Consider the following 20,237-nt stretch of genomic DNA (forward strand, 5'->3'; position numbering starts at 1 on the left):
AAAAACAATTATAGTGATTTTACCCTCGCAATAGATTCTCTTAGAGAGTTATTATAGACATTAGTACAGTTTATAGAGGGAGAATTATCATGGACACTAATATTCGTTTCGTTCCAGAGGAAAACGCTTTTACGATTGACTGCAAGGATGTGATTCTAAGAGAATTCTTGGCTACTGATTTAGATCATTTTCATTCACTCACCTGGCAACCTGAAATACATGAGTATTTGCCAGGCTGGAACGTATCTAAAGAGCAACGGAAAGATTGGTTTATTAACTATGAAATTCCAGAGAACAAACAGTTTTTCAATACGGTATCGAAAGGTGAAGATATTGGTGATCTCCGTCTTCGATTAGGAATTATTTTGAAAGAGACAGGAGAATTTATCGGTTGGTGTTGTTCAGGAATGAAAGAAGAATTGCCACCGCCAAACCGAGAAATCATGTATGCAATTTCAAAAGATCATAGAGGTAAAGGTTATACACCCCAAGCCTCACAAGGAATGACTAATTATTTATTCGAGAATACGAATGTTGAGGTGCTTAGTGCTATTGCTCTATTAGACAATGTTCCGTCGAATAGAGTAATAGATAAATGTGGTTTCAACTTTCAGAGTATGATCGAGATTGATAACGAAAAATATAACTATTATAAACTTGATAAAAAAGATTGGGCAGGCAACCTAACAACTTTCAGACCACTTCCGCATAATAGTAATAACCTTTAAGAAAACCGCCTTTTAAATTATATTTGCTCACTAGGCAAGCGATGGATATGGCGTAAGAAGCTGAGGACAGGAGAGATGGGATTTGAGAGTGAGTCTGCATTCAAAATGGTTGTTATTGATGGGGGCTAGCCTGCTGGCCGCTGCATGGCTGGGGCTTGGTACGGTTGCAGCCGCGGGAGCCGAGAAGGTGGAGGCAGGCAAGCTGCCGCAAATTCGCATTGTCCCATCCGCGGACCAGGTGAAGGCTGGCGAGGAGTTCGAGGTCGCCGTATGGCTGCAAGGGTTTAAGGGGAGCTACGGTGGTGTCCAAGGCTATGAGGTACATATGAAATACGATACGGAGCGGATAGCGCCTGTAGTTGAAAAAGGGGCGGGGGCGCTGCTGCGGCCTGCAGTATTTGCAGCTGCGGCGAGCCCCATGCAGCTGCTGAACAAGCTTGATGCAGCAGCAGGTCTGATTCAGATTGCCGAGGCGACGGCCCAGCGCGGCCCGGCATTATTTTCAGGCTATGGCAAGCTGGGCAGTGTGACCTTCAAAGCGGTGAAGGATGGAGCAGCGAGCTTCAGCTTGGCGAAGTCGATTATTATTTTGCCGGATAATCCGGGGCTGAATATCCAGCATAGCGTGAATGAGCCAGTTGTCAGCATTGGCGCCGGACCCGCAAAGGAAGGTGCGGCGAAAATCGTTGGACAAGCGCCTTCGAAAGCTGCCGCCCAATTGACCGTGGAGCAGCGCCTTAAGCAATTCAAGGATTATGAAGCGGTTGCGAAGCTGAAATGGGCTTCCGCAGCTGTCGGGGAGCTGGCGCTGGAGCAGGTGATGCAAGGTACGGCCGCTGGCGATTTTGAGCCGGGACGCCTAATGACGCGGGCAGAATTCGCTAAGGCTGCTGTGCTGGCATTTGAGCTGGATATGAAGCAGCAGTCCATCCCTGCTTTTACCGATGTGGGCAAAAGCGATTGGTCATACGACTATGTGGAGACGGCTGCGGCAAGTGGCCTGCTGCAAGGGGTAGAGCGGCCGCAAGGCAGCGCTTTTCTGCCGAACCAGCCGATTACGCGGGCGGAAATTGCTGCGGTGCTGTCGCGGCAGCTTAAGGCGCTCGGCGCGGCGGAGGCCGCTGCTTCCGCAGCAGCTGCAAAGCCTGCAACGGGGGAAGCAGCTACTGCGGAAGCCTCGCCGACAAACGAGGCCAAGCCAGCAGGTGCGCCGGGAGCAGCCTCGTCCGCCGGGCATCCGTTTAGCGATATTAGCGGCCACTGGGCAGAGCAGGATATTGCGTATTTGTACGGGCAGGAGCTGCTGCAAGGGCGGACGGACAAGCTTTTTGCTCCGGGCGAGCATGCGATCCGTGCAGAAGTCAGCGTGCTGCTGCACCGCGTGATGCAGCGCTTGAATTAACAGCCACTATACGACGCAGCCATGAAAAATCCCCCTGCCACGCGGCAGGGGGATTTTGTATAACACGCGCTATACCGGAATCATAAGCAAAATAATCGAAAATAGCGAGAAGCATACGCTAATCAGGAACAGAAACGACAATACTTGCGTAGGTTTGAGGCCGGAATGCAGCAGACGGTAATGGACCTGTGTCGCATCTGCCTGATAGATCGGCTTGCCCTGAATCATGCGCTTGATTACGACGAAGATGTTATCGAAGATCGGTACGCCGAGCGCTAAAATCGGAATGAATATCGACAGCACGGTCGCCTGCTTGAAGGCGCCATCGAGGGCAATAACCCCGAGCATGAAGCCGAGAAACGTCGCGCCAGCGTCGCCCATAAATATTTTCGCCGGAGGCTTGTTGTAACGCAAGTACGCAATCGCAGCTCCGATCAAAATAATAGCCAGCATCGCGGAATCGCTTTGTCCCTTGGTGAGGGCCACAATAAACAGCGTCACAGCTGAAATTGTTGAAAGGCCGCCCGCCAAGCCATCCATGCCATCCGAGAAGTTAATAACGGTCGTTACGCCGAAGATCCATAAAATCGTCAGCACGAACTGCAAAGCATAAGGCAGGTTGACGAATTCCCCGCTAAGCGGATTATAGAAGCCCTCGAACGATACCCCGGCGAAAAATACGATTGCGGCGGCTGACACTTGAACGAGCATTTTCGGCAGAGACGGAAAATCCTTGCCATGCGTCTTGTACCAATCGTCAATCGTGCCAATAATGAGCAGCAAAATCGAGCTTATAATAATAGCTACTGTTTTCATTGTAATTTCATCTACAAACACCAAATACGTTGCCATGAAGCCGACAAAAATAGCATAGCTCGCCGTGAGTGGAATCGGCTCTTTATGTATTTTGCGTTCGACATCCTTGCGAGGCTTGTCCACAAAATCGATGCGGAAAGCGAGCTTGCGAAGCGGAGGAATAAGCAGCAGCACAATAAGGAAAGACATTGCAAATGCAGCAGCGTAACTAATCTAGATCATCTCCTGAATGTATAAATATAAATAATGGGCAGCAAAACTAGCAATCTCTCAAACTAATAAAATGTTACAATAAACGAGTTTGAATAGCAAATTTCTGATAAAGTACTCATTTTCTGTCCCTTTTCGGCCGTCGTCCAAATCGTTCACCCTTCGCCGGATTGTTCAATTGAAATCGCTTACATAAATGTTGATTGCTGCCGGAGCGATTCCGGCGGGCCGTGCCAACGCTGCAAGCGTCAGCATTATGAACGGGACGGATTGGAAAGACACCGCAGGCAATCCGATCCTTGCGAACAGCGGCAACATTTTAAAAGTCGGTTCTACCTACTATTGGTATGGCGAGCATGCAACGAGCGGAACCTTCGATGCCGTTAACGTGTATACGTCAAGCGATCTCAAAAATTGGACCTTCCGCAGCAGTGTGCTGACTAAAACCTCGGCAACGGAGCTGAATACGAGCAAAATTGAGCGCCCGAAGGTCATCTATAACGCCGCAACAGGCAAATAGGTGCTTTGGATGCATTACGAAAATGGCAGCGATTATTCGCGGCTATTACGTTCGCCATTATAACTTCGTGCTGCGGCTGGATGTCTTGAGCGCGCTCACAACAACGACTGCCAAAAACGACGCGACATTCAAACGAACGAACTATTCTTAAAATATAGAAAGATGGAAAGGTGAGAGGCTGAATAGAGCCTGAAAAAAGAGGCGCGAGAAAGAGTAGAAAGAGAGGCCGCCCCCTCTTTCTCTTGTTTTTATGGATGGACAGTGGCTTCATATATTTTTGCAGCTTCTCCATTAAAGAGGTAGCCCTTGGTGAGATACGTCCAATCATATTTTTCATAATAGCCTTCCAAATCAGTAGAGAGATGTACCGACAATGGAATCATTTTGCAGCGCAATATAAAATCGTGGAAGGTCACAATCGGATTTACATGAATGAAGCATGCAATCCTGATAAAACTTAAAGTTGCTCTCGCTACCCCATTGATCCCAGTACATCTGAACAGCCTCATCAAAAAACGCCATCTTATCTCGCAATTCAAATACTTCTATCATCGTTTGCAATCTCCTATTTAATAATACCTTGCTGCAATTTATTTAAAGCCGTTAGCGAATATCCTTATAAATTTCCCGCATCACATGACCGAGTTCAGGAACGATAATGCGTTCGGCCGCGAGCCGGACTGCGCCGCTGGAGCCGGGCATAGAGAAAATCGCTGTATCCTCGTAGACGCCAGCAATCGCCCTGCTTAAAATTGCCGCCGTGCCGATATCTTCAGCAAAGCTCAAATAGCGAAAAATCTCGCCAAACCCATGCATCTCCTTGTCCAGCAAATCTTTTACAGCCTCATAGGTCGTATCGCGCTTGGCAATGCCCGTCCCGCCATTGAGCAAAATCGCCTCAACTGCCGGGTCCGAAGCTCCGCTGCGCAGCGCGGACTGGATTTCGCTGTATTCATCCTTGACGATGGCGTAGCGCGTCGTTTGATAGCCGCCTGCCTTGAGCAGCTCTATAAGCAGCGTGCCGCTTTTATCGGTAGAAGGCGTACGTGTGTCAGATACGGTAATGACCATGCAATTGACGGTCGAAGGTGCTTCCTCGCGATGTTGTTCAACGGATGTACTCATCGGAAATGTAAACATCCTTTCTTGGCAAGCTATGCCGGAAAATATTTGAATAATGACTTTTATTGTATACTGGATCTGGCCTGTATGCCAGCGCATGCCTCGGATATTCCTCCGTATAAGGCGATGGGGGCTAGCCCAAAATAGGCAGTTGACGAATGAAAATCTGCTTGCTATACTCATTAAGCGTAATAATTACTATTAAACAAGGTGATAACGGATAACAAGTCGCTGCTGGCGATTTATTTTTCAAGATAATATCGTAATAATTACGATTAGTCATAAACGGCTGTCTCCATCCCCAGGCGGCAAAGCTGCCGTTTCGCGGGTGAAACTTATAAATTCTTATATTTTTAAAAAATAACGTTGGAGCAGAAGGAGAGAGACCGCGTGCAGATTGCTACTTTAAAAAAGGTCGTATTCGGCTACGGCAGCGTACCGAGTCTGAATGAAGCCGATATGGCGATTCATGCCGGCGAATTTATAGCGGTAACCGGGCCTAACGGCGCCTCGAAGACGACGCTGCTTAAGCTGGCGCTGGGCTTGCTGAAGCCATGGAGCGGGGAGGTTTACTTGGCGAAGCAGAGTGCGAGCGGCAAGAAGCTCGTGATCGGCTATGTGCCGCAGCAGATTGCGGCGTTTAACAGCGGCTTTCCCAGCACGGTGCTGGAGTTCGTCAGGTCAGGCGCATATGAGAGCGGAGCTTGGCTGCGGCGGCTGCGGCCGCAGGAGCGGGCTCGTGCCGAGGAGGCGCTGCGCCAGGTCGGCATGTGGGAGCAGCACGGCTGCAAAATCGGCGAGCTCTCAGGCGGACAGAAGCAGCGGGTGTGTATTGCCAGAGCGCTGGCCCAGCAGCCTGATCTGCTCGTTATGGATGAGCCGACAACCGGCATGGATGAAGCGAGCCGTAGAGGTTTTTACGAGTTAATGTATCATCATGTGCAGGCTCATGGACGGACGGTTGTGATGGTGACCCATGGACTCGAAGAGGTCCGGCCTTATTTGGACCGAATAATTGAGCTGGAACGAAAGGGGGAGGGAGGATGGAAATGCTGCACTACGACTTCATGCAGCGGGCATTTTGCGCCGGAGGCATCATCGCTTTAGTCGCCTCTGTGCTGGGCGTACATTTAATGCTGAGACGGCAGGCGCTGATGGCGGATATGCTTTCGCATGTATCATTAGCCGGCGTTGCCGCGGGTGCCTACCTGGGCTGGAATCCTTCCTATGCCGGGTTTGCTGCTGCTGTAGCAGGAGCGATAGCGGTTGAATATATTCGGCGCTCCTACCGCGCCTACAGCGAAATGTCGATTGCCATTATTATGATTGGCGGCTTGTCGAGTGCCGTTGTACTGATGGGGCTGAATAAGGGAATGAACAAAAGCTTCTCCTCGTATTTATTCGGCTCCGTCGTCGCGGTGAACGAAGCCGAGCTTATGCTCATGCTCGGTGCGGCGGCAGTAGGCGCGATCTTTTTTATTTTGCTGCGCAGACCGTTGTATCAGATGGCTTTCGACGAGGAAACGGCACAAACGAATGGCATTCCCGTCCGGCTCATCTCCATGCTGTTCAGCATGGTGACGGGCATGATTGTCGCTGCGGCTATGCCGATTGTAGGCGTGCTGCTCGTATCGGCGCTGATCGTGCTGCCTGCGGCGCTGGCGGTTCGTCTTGCCCGCAGCTTTGCGGCAGCGCTCATGATTGCGATGCTGGCCGGCGTGGCGGGCGTTTTTACCGGACTGACCGCCTCTTATGAGCTGGGAACGCCGCCAGGCGGAACGATCGCCCTATTTTTGCTGGCGCTGCTGATCCTTGGCATTGTATTGAAGAAGGTATCCGTCATCGCCGGCAAGCTGGGCAATCGGCAAAATCGCACCATCATCAACCATCATCAAACGGGGCAAGTGCAAGTGGCGAAGCAGGACGCTTTTCCCCGTATGAAGAGCAACAAGCTGGATGCACCAGCTACTCACACACATGGAGGTACAGAAAATGAAAGTTATGTTTAGTAAAATTTCTTTGTTATTAATGGCAGCGATGCTGCTGTTGTCGGGATGCGGCGCGGCAGGAAGCACGAATGGGGTGAATACAGTTGGGGCGCAGGCAGATAACGGAGGTGCTGCTTCATCAGAGCCAAGCGTTTCGCCAACTGCGGGGGAGAAGGAAGCGAAGAAGCTGCAAGTCGTAACTACCTTTTATCCCATGTATGAATTCAGCAAGCAGGTGGGCGGCGAATATGCCGATGTAACAGCGCTTATTCCGGCCGGCACGGAGCCGCATGACTGGGAGCCAAGTGCCAAGGACATGGCGGTGCTGAAAGAGGCAGATGTATTCGTATATAACGGCATTGTAGAAGGCTGGGCGGAACAGGCGCTGGACAGCGCCGCCAATGAGAAGCGCATCGTCGTGGAGGCGAGCAGCAGCATTGAACTAGCAGAGGGCGGGGAAGATGAGCATTCGCATGGAGAAGAGGCGCACGGTGCTGCGAGTGATGCGGATGCGGAACATGATCATGACCATGCTGCCGAGCATGAGGAAGCTGCCCATGGGGAGGAGGGGCATGATCACGCTCATGAGCATAGCCTCGATCCGCATGTATGGCTGAGTCCGAAGCTGGCACAAGCAGAAGTAGCGGCGATTCAAGAGGCGTTCGCGAAAGCAGATCCCGCCCATGCCGACAACTACAAAGCGAATGCTGATGCTTATATTACCAAGCTCCAAGAGCTGGATGAGGCTTATAAAACAGGGCTTGCAGGAGTGAAGCGTACGGAGTTCGTTACCCAGCATGCGGCTTTTGGCTATTTGGCGCGTGAATACGGCTTGACGCAGGTGCCGATTTCCGGCCTTTCTCCTGACCAGGAGCCATCCCCGGAGCAAATGGCGGAAATTGTGAAGCTGGCGAAGGAGCAGCAAATAAAGACGATTTTTTTCGAAACGTTGGTTGATCCAAAAATCGCCAGCACGATTGCGAGCGAAATCGGCGCCAAGACAGCTGTACTTAATCCACTTGAAGGGCTGACAGAGGAAGAAGCGGCAGACGGGCTCGATTATATTGGTGTAATGAAAAATAACCTGGAAGCACTCAAGCTCGCTTTGAACGAATAAGGCAGTTTTAAGCCATAGCAAGAGACAGGTCATCTAGCGTTTAGACCAAGCTATTTACAAGCTATATATGAAGGGAAGCGTGAAAACGAATGGACAAGGAAGCAGTAGTGGAGAAGCAAGCAGGCTTTAAAATTCCCGTGACGGTGCTAAGCGGTTATTTAGGAGCAGGAAAAACGACGATTCTCAATCATGTGCTGAACAATCGCGATGGCCTTCGGGTGGCGGTCATCGTCAATGATCTAAGCGAGGTCAATATTGATGCGGCTTTGGTTCAAAAAGAAGGCGGGCTGTCCCGCACCGATGAGCAGCTGGTGGAAATGTCGAATGGCTGCATCTGCTGCACGCTGCGCGAGGATTTGCTGCGCGAGGTGGAGCGGCTGGCGAAGCAGGAGCGCTTTGATTATATTTTGATTGAATCGACGGGTGTGGGCGAGCCGGTTCCCGTTGCCCAAACGTTCACCTATATTGATGAGGAGCAGGGCATTGACCTGTCGCAATTTTGCCGCTTGGACTGCATGGTGACGGTCGTTGATGCATACCGCTTCTGGCATGATTATGCCTCTGGCGAGACGCTGCTTGAACGCAGCCAAGGGGCGCATGAGGAAGACCACCGGGAGGTCGTTGATCTGCTGATCGACCAAATTGAATTTTGCGATGTGCTGCTGCTAAATAAATGCGATCTGGTGAGCGAGGAGGATTTGGACGAGCTGGAAGGTGTGCTTCGTACACTTCAGCCGCGTGCCAAGCTGATTCGCACCGAGCAGGGCAAGGTCGATCCCGCGGAAATTTTGAATACCGGCAGATTCAACTTTGAAGAAGCCAGCGTATCGGCTGGCTGGATGCGGGAGCTGAATGCCCCAGTACATACGCCAGAAACGGAAGAATACGGGATTGGCTCATTCGTTTATGTGCGGGCGAAGCCTTTTCATCCGGGGCGCTTGATGCATTGGATGGAGGAGTGGCCTTCGGACATTATCCGGGCCAAAGGCATTATGTGGCTGGCAACCCGCAGCTTGCAGGCGCAGAGCATTAGCCAGGCGGGGCCATCGATTCAATTTGGCCCTGCTGGACTGTGGGTGGCTGCGCTTCCTGAGTCAGAGCAGCACCTGCTGCTTGAGTCGGAGCCTGAGCTGGCGGACAGCTGGCATCCGATGTATGGCGACCGAATCAATAAGGTTGTGTTTATCGGAATCGATTTGCAGCGTGCCGAGATTGAAGCAACGCTTGACCAATGCTTGCTGACGAAGGAAGAGATGAAGCAGGATTGGGACAGCCTTATTGATCCGTTTCCGCAGTCGCAGCAGGAGGCTTGCGCAATAAATTAAGGAGACAGGCCGTTCAATAATATGTTATAAAAGGAGGTGAGCCTAATGAGAGTTACTGTAACGTTGGCATGCACGGAGACGGGTGACCGCAACTACACGACCTCCAAAAATAAACGTACGACCCCGGAGCGGCTGGAGATGCGCAAATACAGTCCTCGCCTCAAGCGGGTAACTGTGCACCGGGAAACGAGGTAGGAAAGGAGGCTTCAAGAGGATGGCAACTTGGAACCTGACGCAGACGCGCCATCATCTGCTTCTATGCAACGGAGGCAGCTGTAAACGCAGCGGCGCTGAAGAGGTAACGCTCGCCATCCGTGAGGAGCTTGCGAGGCGCGAAGCGGATTCTTTCGTCCATACGACGAAGACGATGTGCAACGGCAGATGCGAGGATGCTTGCAATGTGGTCGTCTATCCCGACGGCAACTGGTATAACGGCATGACGCCAGAGCTTGGCCGCGAGCTCGTTCGCGGACTGCTAGACGGCAATCGGATGCCGCTGCCGGAGCGAATCTCGTATAACTACGAAGCGGATAGCTTCGCAGCGACGGGCAGTGCGGCGGAAGGCATCAGCAAGCCGGTAGTGAAGAGAGTGGAAAGAGCATAGCATCGAATTTTTTTTACGCTAGATCTATCGTTTTATTTTTGACCAAGAGGAGGGGCTCTATAGAGCTCTTCCTCTTGGTTTTAATGTTGAGATGCAACAATTTAATAAATATGATGCTGAAAAAAAGAAAGCTCATTTGGATTGACGGAAGAGGAGATCCGAGCAATAAAGCCGTTGTAATAAACGAAATACAGAAGGGCCGCCCCATTAAGGTGCGGCTCTTCTGTATTTTGCCTTTTTTTAAACCAACGTCGCCAACTGCTGCGCAAGATGCTCAGGGCTTACAACCTCAAGGGATGAAATTTTATTATCATAATCAAGGGATTAGCTAAGGCTGCAATAAAACAAGTGAATAGAAAATTGTCGAAAAAGTGTCACATTGGTTAAAAAGTCTCATTCCTATTCCGATATAACTACTACACAATAATCATTTTTTAAAAAAGGGGATAGCTTATGGCTTTCAAAAATTCACGTTTTATTCGTGCTTTACTTAGGTTCTGTTCCCTTCGTCAAACAGCGGGGCGGATCGTGCTGTCTACACTGCTCATAGTCGTTGTCTGTGTATCGGTCCTGTCCTATACGTTCTATGCCCCCACCTCAAGTGAGGTCAGGAGCCAGTCAGAGAAGCAAATGGAGTTGAATACGCGGCTGCTGGCAAAGGAAGTTGACAGCAGAATGAAAGAGAAGCAGACCATTATTAAAATGCTTGCGGAGCATGGAGCGGAGCTTGGAGACGACAAGCAAAAGCAGCTTGACTATATCATCGAGTCACAGAAGCTGCATCCTGAATTTTCAACGATTATGTATTCGGCTGATATGACAGGCAAGCTTGCAATAGACTTGAACGGCAAGGAATATGACTTATCTGAACGCGCCTATATAAAGGAGGTACAGGCAGGACGCGCTTTCGTCTCTGACCCGATTATTTCTAAAGTAGACAACCAGCTTGTCGTTGCGATTGGTGCTCCGTTAATGAAGGATGGCAAGCCTGTGGGCTTCTATTCAGCAGCATATCCAATCAGTGAGGCGGTTGAGAGCATCGCCCGCTTTGAGCAAGGCGAGACGGGAAGAGCTCTTATGACGACTGCGGATGGAACCTTTATTTATTTTCCGGATGAGTCCTTTATTTTAAACAATAAGATTGCCGATTTGAACAACCCTGTACTGGATGAAGCATTCGCTGATGCGGTTCAGGGCAATTACAAGGCCATTCATTTCCATGAATCAGGGGTCGACCAGCTTTCCTATTTAACCAAAACAGATCTCAATTGGATCGTTGTCACCTATGTGCATGAAAGCGAGTTTTTAAAACCGGTTAATGATTTGCTGAAGCTCATTATTATCGTAGGGCAATTCATTATTTTGGGCGCGCTGCTGCTTAGCATTTTGATAGCGCTCCGAATTGTACATCCTATCCGCCAGTTGACTCACGGAATTGATTTGCTGGCACAAGGGGATCTCACGCATCGCATTCCGGCCAAAGGCAAAAACGATATTAGCGTTGCTCTACATTCCTTTAATGCAGCAGGCGATCAAATGCACCAATTAATGAAAGGCGTTGCAGGCTTATCCGAGCAATTGACGGAATCAGCGAAGCAGCTTGCGGCAGGCGCCGATCAAGGGGCGCATGCAGCGCAGAGCATTTCGGAGGCTATTATGGTTGTGGCCGAAAGCTCGGAGCGGCAAACGTCCAGCGTACAAGATGGCAGCGATGCAGCTGAAAATATTGCTGTGCAAATTAACGGCGTTGCTGCACATAGCTCAGACGTATCAGTCATTGCTTCTGAGACGTCCACTCTTGCAACAGATGGGTCAGCCGCTATGATTAAGCTCGGTGGAAAAATGGACGAGATGGAGCTCGGCATTCGCGAGCTGTCCGGTACGATTCAAGACCTTAGTGGCTTGTCGGACAAAATTGGCGAGGTTGTAGGAAGCATTAGCAACATCGCTCGCCAGACGAATATTCTCTCCTTGAATGCGGCAATTGAAGCATCGCGCTCTGGCGAAGCTGGGCGAGGTTTTGCCGTCGTTGCCGATGAAATTCGGAAGCTTGCAGGACAGTCGATGGCATCGGCGGAGCAAATTTCCGGCTTTATTGGCAGCATTCAACTTGAGATTAAGCGGACGCTTCTCGCGTCTGATCAGACCGTAGAGCAAGCTGCTCAGGGCAGACAAGCAGGCGAATCGGCAAGCGAGCTGTTTACGCATATTCGCTCATCCGTAGAGCAGGTTGCTGGCAGCATCCGAAGCGTTTCGGCAGCGGCGGACGAAATTGTCTCTGGCACAGGAAGCCTAGTGGACGCTATTCGTCACATTGCCGATTCCGCCAGCGAAACCGCTGCTGAATCTCAAAATGTCTCGGCTGCAGCGCAGCAGCAAATGGCATCGATGGAGGAAGTCGCTTCCTCCTCAGCGGAGCTCGCCAACATGGCGGAGAAGCTGCGGACGCAAATCGATAAATTTAAGCTTTAGAAGGTTGATCGGTAAAAGGTGAGAGGTAAAAGATAATAGGTAAAACGACAAAAACCGTTTCATCGTTAAGGGCAAGCAGAGTCTGCCATTAACGAAAGGAACGGTTTTTGTTGATGTTGCAAGTAGAATGGTATAACTTTAGAGCTCTAATGGCCTGCGATTTTGCTAAGAGTACGCGGCTCAGGCTACTCACTCTTTTTTCAAGGACTGAGATTCCGCTATTTTGGCTTTTAAACTGAATTTAGACCTTAAGCGGACTGGAAAGCCGCTATTGCCCTCATTATCCCGTCAAAATGATCATTTGCAGCACATTAGCATCTCCTGAGTCCGCAGCTTGTGCCATAACCTGTGATTCTGTCGAAATAGCTGCTGCTGTGTCCACCAAATCTATTTAAGTGCGACTGTTTGCGGAAGAAAAAAATAGGTGCGGTCAAGCAGCTTCAATCCACGCACCCCATACGGAGTGCGACTTTTTCAAATGTTAATATGAAAGGATTTTCGTCTGTTTCAATCCACGCACCCCATACGGAGTGCGACCGTGCGTATGCTGTCACATGAGCAGCAACAGCGGGGTTTCAATCCACGCACCCCATACGGAGTGCGACGTTGCCACATCATCAGCCGATGCAGCACCAGCAGCAGTTTCAATCCACGCACCCCATACGGAGTGCGACAGCGAAAATCCCCATGAATGATGCCAAGCAGGCATTCATCCAGCACATTTTCAAAAAAAGTAATGCCAAACAAGTCTAAAACAAAAATTGACTTTTGCCCGTTCTCATGAAAATAAGTCGTTTTCGACAAGTTTCGAGGTGCGAATCCCCCAGGGATTTCATGGGAGCTTCACATTCGCACCAGTCTTTTGCATATTTCCCTTACATACTTCTTTTACATTATTTTCTCTCATCGTAAGGGATGGCAGAAAACAATACAACCCCTAATTCAGCATGAAATCCACCGCCGATACCGCTGATACTAGCGACGCTATAGCTCACCCCAATCGTTCCCCACAAGTCCATGCCACCCTCAAAAAAATAAAGCGTCCCAGAAGGAACGCTTCATCTCCATCTCCATCCGGCACACTAGCGCCGACGATGAACATTTTTACTGCTATGTGTTACAAGCCGTTTGCTTCTCCATTAACCGAAATGCCCAGACGGTTGAAAATCTTGGTATGGGCGTTTGGCAGGGAGCTGTCCTGCGGCAATTTGCCATTGTTCAAATTGACGAGCATGGCCGAAAGCTCATTAAACCAAGCTTCATCGTTTGTTGCGAGCGCCAGGTCGATTAGCTGCGTCAGTTGCTGCACCGTATAAAGCGGTGACGAGCGCAGCGAATTAACCTGTGAAGCTGCAAGCGTAATCGTTCTGCCGATGGCAAGCTCATTGTCGCATGCCGTTACATATAGCCGTACCGTGCCGTGGGAAGCATCAACGCTTTCTACGAAGCCGAGCATCAGCTCGCCATTTCCAGTCGTTCCGTTCATCCAGTCGCCCGGTTTAATTATCATCTCATTATTCATTCCAGTCACCACCTGTCGTTTAATGGAACCTGCAATTATGCCTGATTTTTTCAAAAATATAAGCATTTATAAGTCACATCCTTATAAATGGGCTTATATTTCAGCGTGAAACGGTAACTTTGCCGCCAGAGGACGGCGACAGCCGTTTACACTTGAAATATAGGAAGGGATATCGTAACACTATCCTTTCTCTATATTTCTCGGAATGAAACGCGCTGCGCCGTCAAAGGATGGCAACGGCCGTTTCACCTTGAATCCCATTACAATCTAACAATGATAATACTGTAATTATAATTTATACAGTTACAGCTGTCAATCGTTGCTCTCTGTTTTCCCGCTAATGAGCTGGGAGCGGTATTGCTTGGGCGCAATCCCTACATTTTTCTTAAACGCTTTGGAAAAAGAAAAGAGGTCGGGGAAGCCGATGGAGCTGGCGATTTCCGATAACGTATAGCCGGTTTGCGCGAGAAGACGCTTGGCTTCGCCCATTTTTTGCTGCTGGATATATTGGACCGGTGTTATGCCGTATGCTTTGCTGAATTGTTTAGTAAAATGTGTGCGATTGACTCCCACGTAGTCGGAGACGCTCTCCACGGAAATGCCCTCCGCATAATGAATCTCCATATACTCCAGCCCCTTTTGCAGCCAACTGATGCTGCGATGGTCGCGGGGAACAACAGCGGGAGAAGCAGATGAGACAAGCTCATCCCATATCCGGTGAAAAAGGCCTAGCCGCGCCAGGTCGGTATTCGGTGGACCCGAGTGGCTGACGAGCTGCAATAGCTGCTGCATAAATTCGGCAGCCTGTGGTGTCAATGCACCGGGTGCATGGGGCGATTGCGGCCCAAGCCCGAGCCGGGCCAACAGCTGAATCGCTTTCTTGCCATCAAAGGCAAAAAAGATTTTGTGCAGCGGCTCCTCCGCCAAGGTGAAATATTCATGGGTAACTTGCGGGAACAGGCAGAACAGATCATTTTGACGCAGCGTGTACGTCTTGTTGCCCTGAATGAATGTTCCTTGCCCCTCCAGCACGCCTAGCAAATAATAATAAGGCGCCACGCGCGGGCCGATATGATAATTCGGCTTGGCGATATTCGTTCCGACCCGAATGGGCCATGCAGCTCCCGATTTCTCGAAAGCAGAAGGCGTGAAATGATAGATTTCCAGCCATTCATGATGGTCCTCACGCATATTCGGTCTCATCATTAATACCCCCTTTTTTCCATGTTTAAACGTGCCTGGCCTACAATCTATTATTCTATCTTTACCTCAATGGCGCTGTGAAAAGACATAACCTTTCCCAGTATAGCAAATGATTCGACATCACAAAATGACAAGTTTAAAACGCCGCGAAATGACATTGACCCACTAACGGTTGATTGTTATGATGCAAATACAACTATTCCTACTAAACTTGTTGGTTATTGACCGGACAGCCGGATGTACCATAGGCATCTGCCAGACGAACTGGAGATACGGGCTGCTCACGGATCCAGAGTCATACCCGTAAAGGAGAGCATAATGGTGAATAATCTTAATGAACATAAAGAGATAGAATTTGGCTGGTTTCTGCCTACGGCGGGAGATGGCAGCTACGTAGGCGTAGCATCGGAGAGGGAACCTACGCTGGAGTATTTGATTGATGTGGCTAAAGCGGCTGAAAAAGCAGGCCTTGGCTTCGTACTGATCCCAACGGGCGGCCCGTGCTTGGACGCTTGGGTTGTTGGCTCAGCCATTATGAGCCACACGACGACGCTTCGCCCGCTTGTAGCGGTGCGCCCAGGCCTCACAACCCCAGTGCTGTCGGCCCGGATGGGAGCGGCGCTCGATCAATTATCTGGCGGACGCGCGATGATTAACGTCGTGACCGGAAGCTCGGTGCAGGATCTGGAGGAGCTTGGCGACCCGCTTGCCCATGCGCATGATAAGCGCTATGAGCGCGCTAGTGAATATTTGGCGGTGATGCAGCAGGCGTGGACGCAATCGGATGGCATTAAAGCTTCTGAATTCGTCGGCAGCGAAGGTGCCGAAACGAAGCAGAACGATCAGCAGCAGCCTTTCCGCGGAAAATATTATCAGTTCACGCGTGCGGTGACGACGCCGCTGACGGTGCAGAAGCCTCATCCGCCGTTTTACCTCGGCGGAAGCTCTCCATCAGCGAAGCGCGTAGCGGTTGAATTCGCGGATACGTATTTAATGTGGGGCGAGCCGCATGACTGGATTCGCGAGCAGATCGAAGATTTTGAAGTCGTTCGTTCGCAGTATCGCGAGGAGACGGGCATTGACCGTCCGGTCCGCTTCGGGCTGCGGGCGCAAGTGTTGGTGCGCGACACTGAGGACGAGGCTTGGGCCGCGGCATGGGAGCTCATTAGCAAGGTGTCGCCTGAAGCGATTGAGCAGGCGCAGAAAGCTTTTGCCAAGACAGATGCAACGAACCAACGCCGGCAGAACGAGCTGCGCGAGCAGTTCAAGGATGAGCGATTTGTCGTAGGGCCGAACCTGTGGGCGGGACTGTCGCTTGTCCGTTCGGGCGGAGCGATCCTGATTGTAGGCACAGCCGACCAAGTATCAGAACGATTAATTGAATACGCAGAGCTAGGCGTATCCTCCTTTATATTGTCGGGCTACCCTCATCTGGAGGAGGCAGAGCGCTTCGGCAAAGAAGCATTGCCGCTGTTCCATCAGAAGTGGGCGAGCAGACGCGAAGTACGGGCGTAAATTTTCACAGAAGATGACAGGAGGGTTATTAAATCCATGATGTTGAAAAAATATTCGTTTCCCGCAGCCATACTGCTGCTGCTTGCACTCATCTTGGCAGCTTGCGGCGGCAATGGCGGCGATGCCAGCAGCAATACCGCATCCAGCGGCAATAGCGGAGCTGGCAAGCCCGTAGAGATCAGCTTTATCCATTGGCAGGGCGATGTGCCAGTCTGGAACGAGATTATTAAAGATTTTGAGCAGGAAAATCCCGGCATCAAAGTGTCGATGCAGACGTTCCCGTCTGAGCAATATCAGACGACGGCGCAGGTTAAGCTGCTCGACGGCTCTGTAGGCGACGTATTTGCTTCCTTCCCGGGCGCACAGTTTGAATCCATTGCCAAAGCAGGCTTATACACCGATTTAACGAATGAGGCATTCGTCCAATCGTTCGTGCCGGAGCTGATTAAATCCGGAGCAAAGGATGGCAAGCAATACGCGCTGCCGTATTCTCTCGTGTACAACATTCCGGTATACAACGTCGGGCTGTTCGAGCAATACAACCTTTCACCGCCGAAGGATTGGGACAGCTTCCTTGCCGCAAGCGAAACGCTTAAGAGCAACGGCATTATCCCGATCGCCTTCCCCGGCGCCGATATTGGACCAGGCCAATTCATGAACCCGATAATGATGAACAATGCGCCGGATGAAGAGGTGTTCCAAAAGCTTGAGAAGGGCGAAACCAAGCTTACGGATGAATGGTGGACCACCACGCTGTCGCAGTTCAAAGAACTGAACGACAAAGGTTATTTCCAGCCGGATTCGCTGGGTACGAATACGGATGCGGCGATTGCCCTTTTCTCACAAGGAAAAGCGGCGATGCTGGCAACTGGCTCGTACTCCATTGCAGCCGTATTGAAAGCGAGTCCTGAGCTGAAGCTGGATTTGCTCGCTCCAATTACCGTGCCCGCTGATCAAGCAATCTATGAAGGCATTCATACGACGACATTCATGCTTGGCGTCAACAGCAAGTCCAAGCATCCGGAAGAAGCCAAAGCCTTCATTTCCTATCTGGGCAAAAAAGAAGTAGCGGGCAAAGTCGCAAATGCGGCGAACCAGAACATTCCGGGCAAGGATATCGAATACACAAGCCCTGCTTTGCAAGTCATCAGCGGCTGGGCCGATAAAAAAACGCGCTTCCAGCCTCGTTATCTCATTACGAATATTGAAATTCAGAAGGCGGTTACCGGCTCCATTCAAGCGGTCATTGCTGGCGATTCGGCGGAAGGGGCTGCCAGCAGCGCGCAAGCGATTGTGGAACAGCAGCTGAAGCCATAGTCTGATGGCTGTGCGGAAGACGATATACTTCTTTTTTGTCCCGGGGCTGCTGCTCTATGCTGTCTTCTTCCTATATCCGACGCTGTCCGGCTTCTACAATTCCTTCACGGATTGGGACGGCATGTCGGACACCTCCGGCTTCGTAGGTCTTGATAATTACAAGACGGTAGCAGACAGCATTATTTTCAAAAAAGCGATCGGCAACAACTTGCGGCTCATGCTGTCGGTCGTGGTCGTGCAGACGCTCGTATCACTAATTGTAGCGCTGCTGCTGACGAAAAATAAAAAAACGACGGTGGCGCTGCGGGCGCTGTATTTCTTCCCGACGATATTATCGTCTGCCGCCGTCGGCTTTATCGCTGCTTATGTTTACGATCCGAATCTGGGGCTGCTTAACGAGCTGCTCCGGATGCTCGGATTGTCAGCGCTTGCGAATAATTGGCTTGGCAATCCGTCGCTTGCGATCTATTCCATTGCTGCCGTTCAAGCATGGGCGCATATTGGGCAAATGGCAATTTTGTTTATCGCAGGCCTGCATGCGATTCCGGAGGAACTGTATGAGGCGGCGAAGCTGGACGGAGGCGGCAGATGGGCTATTTTTCGCCGGATTACTTGGCCCTTGCTTGCGCCTGCGGCTACGATTGTTGTCGCTTATACGACGATTCAGTCCTTCAAGGCGTTTGATTTGATTTTCGTTACGACGCGGGGCGGCCCGAATTATGCGACGGAAATTTTGTCCACGTACATTTATTCGGCGGCGTTCCAAAACTATAAGTTTGGCCAAGCGTCCGCTGCATCGATTTATTTCCTGTTTATTATTGCCTTCATTACGTTTCTGCAATTCAGAGCGCTGCGAGCGAATCGCGTCTCCTATTAGGCCGTATTTTCAAGCTGCCCCACGCGCTGCGAAGCAGGCGGCTTGAAGATAGGCCCTTAACTTGCGTCATGATCAGATCAGAAAGGAGGCATGGATTCATGCTGTTACGAATAGCAGGGCGTTTGTTTCTGCTCGCTTTCGCGATCATTATTTTGCTGCCGCTTATTTTCCTGATTGTGACGACGATCAAAGACCAGCAGCAGTTTTATGCGAGTCCGCTCGGTATTCCAAGCTCATTCACAGGGCAAACTACAGCCATCTATTCGACAGCCAACCGATGCTGTCTTATTTCAGCAATAGCATAACGGTTTCTTTCAGCACGGTTGTCCTGGAGCTGATCGTGTCGAGCATGATTGCTTACGGCATTTACCGGATTGCCAATAGGCTCGGGCTAATCCTTTACGGCATATTTCTCATAGGATTGATGGTTCCGGCACAGGTGAATATGATTCCAATCTACTCCTTTATGCGCGATCTTGGGCTGATGAACAGCCGGTTTGGGCTCATATTAGTGACGGTCGCGATGCTGCTGCCAGTAGCGGTTTTTATGCTGACGGGCTTCATGCGCGCGCTGCCAAAGGAAATGTTCGAGGCAGGCAGCATGGATGGCGCGGGGGAATGGCGGCTTTACAGCCAAATAGCGCTGCCGCTGTCAGCACCTTCGCTTGCGGCAACAGCTATCTTCCTGCTCGTGGGCGTCTGGAATGACCTGCTGTTCCCAATGCTGCTGCTCACAGATAAGGCAAAAATGACGCTGCCCTTAGCGCTTTTGCAATTCCAGGGCGAATATTCAACCAATTATCCGGGGCTGCTGACCGGAGTTGTACTGATCTCGCTGCCGATGCTTATTTTATTTTTATTGCTGCAGCGTTATTTTATTTCCGGCATGGCCGCCGGATCATTGAAGGGCTAGAAGGAGCGCACACCGCTGGGGTGCAGCTCTTTTTTTGATCTTTATACGTAAGCTGGTGACAAGTTTTATGCTTGTTAGCGGCTTTTTTTTGTGCAAAATGACAGTATGCCAATTATGCTCGGCGGAAGTTTTTTTGATTATTCCTTGACAGGAATATTCCTGTAATGGTATATTCAATTCAGGGAAACGAAAGCACCTTCATAGCGCTGACTTCCCTTTAATTCTAACAGCGCCATTAAAGGACGCGGTTTTTATGAAAGCTACGACATTCAGCGCATTATCCGACCCGACGCGCCTGCGGATCATGGAGCTGCTGGTGGATGGTTCCTTGACTGTCGGAGAAATTGCGGAACGTCTGCCCATTCGTCAGCCTCAGGCTTCCAAGCATTTGCGTATATTGCTGGAAGCAGGGCTCGTCGAGGTGCAGGCAGCGGCCAATCGCCGTTATTACAAGCTTCGGGTGGAGCCGCTCCAAGAGATGGACAGCTGGCTGGAAACCTATCGCAGCCTATGGAGCGAGCGGTTCGACAAATTGGATTTTTACTTGCAGCAGTTGAAGGAACGAGGCAGCAAACCAAACTAACTT

The 20,237-nt window shown here is 50.5% G+C and carries 23 protein-coding genes and 1 pseudogene; 18 read left to right on the forward strand and 6 right to left on the reverse strand.

All coding sequences use genetic code 11. From position 1 onward, the window contains the following. The first annotated feature begins 89 nt into the window (after window positions 1–89). On the forward strand, window positions 90–728 hold the full coding sequence (locus AC50X8_RS14535; RefSeq protein WP_494880186.1) for a GNAT family N-acetyltransferase: 639 nt from the start codon (window positions 90–92) through the stop codon (window positions 726–728). Between the two features lie 88 nt (window positions 729–816). After that, window positions 817–2,130 carry an S-layer homology domain-containing protein gene (locus tag AC50X8_RS14540; RefSeq protein ID WP_494880222.1) on the forward strand — a complete coding sequence of 438 codons (1,314 nt, stop codon included), beginning with the start codon at window positions 817–819 and terminating at the stop codon, window positions 2,128–2,130. Between the two features lie 69 nt (window positions 2,131–2,199). Here the strand turns inward: AC50X8_RS14540 and AC50X8_RS14545 are convergent, their stop codons facing one another. Continuing rightward, complete coding sequence (locus tag AC50X8_RS14545; protein ID WP_494880187.1) at window positions 2,200–3,135, reverse strand: MraY family glycosyltransferase; 936 nt, start codon at window positions 3,133–3,135, stop codon at window positions 2,200–2,202. Between the two features lie 217 nt (window positions 3,136–3,352). On the opposite strand from AC50X8_RS14545, the pseudogene AC50X8_RS14550 reads away from it, so the two are divergent. After that, window positions 3,353–3,673, forward strand: a pseudogene (locus AC50X8_RS14550) (beta-xylosidase); the annotation flags it as partial. A 25-nt stretch (window positions 3,674–3,698) separates the two neighbouring features. Beyond that, window positions 3,699–3,827 carry a hypothetical protein gene (locus tag AC50X8_RS14555; RefSeq protein WP_494880188.1) on the forward strand — a complete coding sequence of 43 codons (129 nt, stop codon included), beginning with the start codon at window positions 3,699–3,701 and terminating at the stop codon, window positions 3,825–3,827. 200 nt (window positions 3,828–4,027) lie between these two features. On the opposite strand, the gene AC50X8_RS14560 is transcribed toward AC50X8_RS14555, so the two are convergent. Continuing rightward, window positions 4,028–4,228: a hypothetical protein gene (locus AC50X8_RS14560; RefSeq protein WP_056042817.1), complete on the reverse strand. Its 201-nt coding sequence runs from the start codon at window positions 4,226–4,228 to the stop codon at window positions 4,028–4,030. Between the two features lie 51 nt (window positions 4,229–4,279). Continuing rightward, window positions 4,280–4,801, reverse strand: coding sequence for a MogA/MoaB family molybdenum cofactor biosynthesis protein (locus AC50X8_RS14565; RefSeq protein ID WP_056043023.1), 522 nt, complete (start codon window positions 4,799–4,801; stop codon window positions 4,280–4,282). Window positions 4,802–5,188: 387 nt separating this feature from the next. Between AC50X8_RS14565 and AC50X8_RS14570 the strand changes: the two genes are divergently transcribed. From AC50X8_RS14570 to AC50X8_RS14605, 8 genes are all read left to right on the forward strand, one after another. Next, a complete protein-coding gene (locus AC50X8_RS14570; protein WP_494880189.1) occupies window positions 5,189–5,905 on the forward strand; it encodes a metal ABC transporter ATP-binding protein in 717 nt (238 codons plus the stop codon). Beyond that, window positions 5,842–6,807 (forward strand): metal ABC transporter permease, encoded by a 966-nt coding sequence (locus tag AC50X8_RS14575; RefSeq protein WP_081419141.1) that lies wholly within the window; start codon window positions 5,842–5,844, stop codon window positions 6,805–6,807. Before AC50X8_RS14570 ends, AC50X8_RS14575 begins: the two co-directional genes overlap by 64 nt. Further along, window positions 6,791–7,903: a metal ABC transporter substrate-binding protein gene (locus tag AC50X8_RS14580; protein WP_494880190.1), complete on the forward strand. Its 1,113-nt coding sequence runs from the start codon at window positions 6,791–6,793 to the stop codon at window positions 7,901–7,903. Before AC50X8_RS14575 ends, AC50X8_RS14580 begins: the two co-directional genes overlap by 17 nt. Window positions 7,904–7,992: 89 nt before the next feature. Then, the gene (locus tag AC50X8_RS14585) at window positions 7,993–9,228 is read left to right on the forward strand and encodes a GTP-binding protein (RefSeq protein WP_494880191.1); all 1,236 of its coding nucleotides are present in this window, start codon (window positions 7,993–7,995) and stop codon (window positions 9,226–9,228) included. Between the two features lie 45 nt (window positions 9,229–9,273). Further along, window positions 9,274–9,423: a 50S ribosomal protein L33 gene (gene rpmG, locus AC50X8_RS14590; RefSeq protein WP_074905075.1), complete on the forward strand. Its 150-nt coding sequence runs from the start codon at window positions 9,274–9,276 to the stop codon at window positions 9,421–9,423. Window positions 9,424–9,442: 19 nt separating this feature from the next. Continuing rightward, the gene (locus tag AC50X8_RS14595; protein ID WP_494880192.1) at window positions 9,443–9,832 is read left to right on the forward strand and encodes a (2Fe-2S) ferredoxin domain-containing protein; all 390 of its coding nucleotides are present in this window, start codon (window positions 9,443–9,445) and stop codon (window positions 9,830–9,832) included. A 110-nt stretch (window positions 9,833–9,942) separates the two neighbouring features. Beyond that, window positions 9,943–10,164, forward strand: a complete 222-nt coding sequence (locus tag AC50X8_RS14600) for a hypothetical protein (protein ID WP_494880193.1) — start codon at window positions 9,943–9,945, stop codon at window positions 10,162–10,164. 121 nt (window positions 10,165–10,285) lie between these two features. After that, window positions 10,286–12,304, forward strand: coding sequence for a methyl-accepting chemotaxis protein (locus tag AC50X8_RS14605; RefSeq protein WP_494880194.1), 2,019 nt, complete (start codon window positions 10,286–10,288; stop codon window positions 12,302–12,304). Between the two features lie 550 nt (window positions 12,305–12,854). Here AC50X8_RS14605 and AC50X8_RS14610 read toward each other — a convergent pair. The 3 genes from AC50X8_RS14610 to AC50X8_RS14620 form a co-directional block, all read right to left on the reverse strand. Then, the gene (locus AC50X8_RS14610; protein WP_494880195.1) at window positions 12,855–13,013 is read right to left on the reverse strand and encodes a hypothetical protein; all 159 of its coding nucleotides are present in this window, start codon (window positions 13,011–13,013) and stop codon (window positions 12,855–12,857) included. A 408-nt stretch (window positions 13,014–13,421) separates the two neighbouring features. Then, window positions 13,422–13,826, reverse strand: coding sequence for an IDEAL domain-containing protein (locus AC50X8_RS14615; protein WP_063892701.1), 405 nt, complete (start codon window positions 13,824–13,826; stop codon window positions 13,422–13,424). 312 nt (window positions 13,827–14,138) lie between these two features. Then, window positions 14,139–15,029 (reverse strand): AraC family transcriptional regulator, encoded by an 891-nt coding sequence (locus AC50X8_RS14620; protein WP_494859717.1) that lies wholly within the window; start codon window positions 15,027–15,029, stop codon window positions 14,139–14,141. Window positions 15,030–15,347: 318 nt separating this feature from the next. On the opposite strand from AC50X8_RS14620, the gene AC50X8_RS14625 reads away from it, so the two are divergent. The 6 genes from AC50X8_RS14625 (at window position 15,348) to AC50X8_RS14650 (ending at window position 20,234) form a co-directional block, all read left to right on the forward strand. After that, entirely contained in the window at window positions 15,348–16,544 is a 1,197-nt protein-coding gene (locus tag AC50X8_RS14625) for an LLM class flavin-dependent oxidoreductase (RefSeq protein ID WP_494880196.1), read from the forward strand. A gap of 36 nt (window positions 16,545–16,580) precedes the next feature. Continuing rightward, on the forward strand, window positions 16,581–17,861 hold the full coding sequence (locus AC50X8_RS14630; protein WP_494880197.1) for an ABC transporter substrate-binding protein: 1,281 nt from the start codon (window positions 16,581–16,583) through the stop codon (window positions 17,859–17,861). A gap of 4 nt (window positions 17,862–17,865) precedes the next feature. Next, on the forward strand, window positions 17,866–18,738 hold the full coding sequence (locus tag AC50X8_RS14635) for a carbohydrate ABC transporter permease (protein WP_494880198.1): 873 nt from the start codon (window positions 17,866–17,868) through the stop codon (window positions 18,736–18,738). 98 nt (window positions 18,739–18,836) lie between these two features. Beyond that, window positions 18,837–19,043, forward strand: a complete 207-nt coding sequence (locus AC50X8_RS14640) for a hypothetical protein (RefSeq protein ID WP_494880199.1) — start codon at window positions 18,837–18,839, stop codon at window positions 19,041–19,043. Then, window positions 19,016–19,651, forward strand: coding sequence for a carbohydrate ABC transporter permease (locus tag AC50X8_RS14645; RefSeq protein WP_494880200.1), 636 nt, complete (start codon window positions 19,016–19,018; stop codon window positions 19,649–19,651). The genes AC50X8_RS14640 and AC50X8_RS14645 overlap by 28 nt, the downstream gene beginning before the upstream one ends. Window positions 19,652–19,904: 253 nt before the next feature. Next, window positions 19,905–20,234 carry an ArsR/SmtB family transcription factor gene (locus AC50X8_RS14650; protein ID WP_056042790.1) on the forward strand — a complete coding sequence of 110 codons (330 nt, stop codon included), beginning with the start codon at window positions 19,905–19,907 and terminating at the stop codon, window positions 20,232–20,234. Window positions 20,235–20,237: the final 3 nt, after the last annotated feature.

Source organism: Paenibacillus sp. JT22N15 (genome assembly GCF_059383755.1).